We start from the raw sequence: 1,561 nt of genomic DNA on the forward strand, positions 1-1,561 counted from the left end.
GCCGCCGGCGGCGCGGCCTTCGGGGCGGGCGAGGCCGTGGCCTCTGACTTGAGGTCGAAGGGAATGGCGTAGGGGAGATCGATCTCCACTCGGTTGCCGTTGCTCTGGCGCACTGTCACCATCTCGTTGGTCACGTGCATCGACTTGTTGCGCGCGCCGTGCCCGAGCACCTGGCCGTCGGGCCGCACCGTCGCCGTGTTCGTCTCCTGATGGAAGGCGCCGTCCTCGCCGCGCAGCACGGTGGTGGTCGACAGCTGCATCGAGTTCGTGGAGGCCACCTTCTGGTGCACGGTGCCCGCGTGGTTCGTCACCTCGAAGCGAAGGGTCTCAGAGGTGGCGAGCCAGTGGTTCCCCTTGCTGTCCTTGAGCTCGAAGTAGAACTGGCCATTCTCCGACTGCTGCTCGACCTTGACGTGCAGCTTCTTGCCGGTGGCCGGGTCGAACCCCGCCGTCTTCCCCTCGGCATCGCGTTCGATGAGCATGCCGTTCGGGAGAGAGAGGCGCATGTGGCCGTCAGGCGCGGTTTCGCGGAGCATGTCGTTGGCGGCGCGGGTGATGGTGCGACCGTCGCTGAGCGAGATCTGGGCGCGTCCCTCGCCGAGTTCTCGAGATGCAACGACCGTGGCCGGCCCCTCATCGGCTCGCGCAGCGGCGGCAGCGCCAGAGGGTGTCTGGGGCGCTGCGGTTCGGCTGCTCTCACCGCGGGGCGCGGTGCGCGCCGTGGCGGCGGTCTCGCGGAAGGTCTCAGGTACCTGCGTGGGGCGTATGGCGTCGGCCATCGAACCTCTCCTCGGGGCGCGGTTTCGCCGGGATCATCCCGGCCTCCGCATGCAATAGCAACAGTATACCAGACCTGCCTGCGTCCGGCCCGTGTCTCCGGAGCCGGATTTGTTGCCGGGATGTTAACTTCTTGCGGTGCGATGCGGGTGATGATGTCGGTGTGGCCGATGGGGGGCAGCGCGCGTGACGGACAGACCGCAGGTGGGTATGTGGTGAGCGGGCGCGGATTGTCGTGATCTGAACGAGGCAGCGGGCAAGGCGCTCCAGCAGGCTCGCCTTCGCAGTCGGTCGTGCGCGCGCGTGGGTTCCTCTGACGGTCGCGCACGGGCGTTGGGTCACGAGGAAGATCACAATTTTTACAAATCGGTCACGTGCTGTTTACATCTGTGTGTCAGAATCGAGGTGGAGAGATGGTCCAGGCCGTGCGCCGGTCAGGCGTATCACACATGCGAGGATGTGACGTCATGGTCGTTTTCTCTAGCCCCCAGGCCGCCCTTCGGGAAGGGTTCCGTGTCGTCGAGCTCGACCGAACGGTGGGACTGTACATCGTGGAGCGCGACTGGGCTCGCGCAGACGGGCGCCGCGTGAGAGCGTTGGCCTTTGCGCGCGTGGCAGAGGGAGATACGGCTTCGTCAGGCAGCGATTGACGAAGGCGACCGCTGCGAGAAGGAGATCGAGGCGCTCGTCGAAACTCTAGACTTACAGGTCCGCGCGCAGGTGCGCCCGGACCGTTCTGTACCAAAACCTCTACGCCAGGCCGTATGGCCTGGCGTCTGCATTT

2 protein-coding genes are annotated in these 1,561 nt (G+C 65.9%); one reads left to right on the plus strand and one right to left on the minus strand.

Annotation, left to right across the window (positions count from 1 at the left end; all coding sequences use genetic code 11):
* Positions 1-779: hypothetical protein (locus EB084_25120; protein NDD31546.1), on the minus strand; the 779-nt coding region annotated here is incomplete at its 3' end.
* Between the two features lie 465 nt (positions 780-1,244).
* Here EB084_25120 and EB084_25125 point away from each other — a divergent pair.
* The gene (locus tag EB084_25125) at positions 1,245-1,427 is read left to right on the plus strand and encodes a hypothetical protein (GenBank protein NDD31547.1); all 183 of its coding nucleotides are present in this window, start codon (positions 1,245-1,247) and stop codon (positions 1,425-1,427) included.
* Positions 1,428-1,561 lie beyond the last annotated feature (134 nt).

The organism is Pseudomonadota bacterium (assembly GCA_010028905.1).
In the GTDB taxonomy this organism is placed as follows: domain Bacteria; phylum Vulcanimicrobiota; class Xenobia; order RGZZ01; family RGZZ01; genus RGZZ01.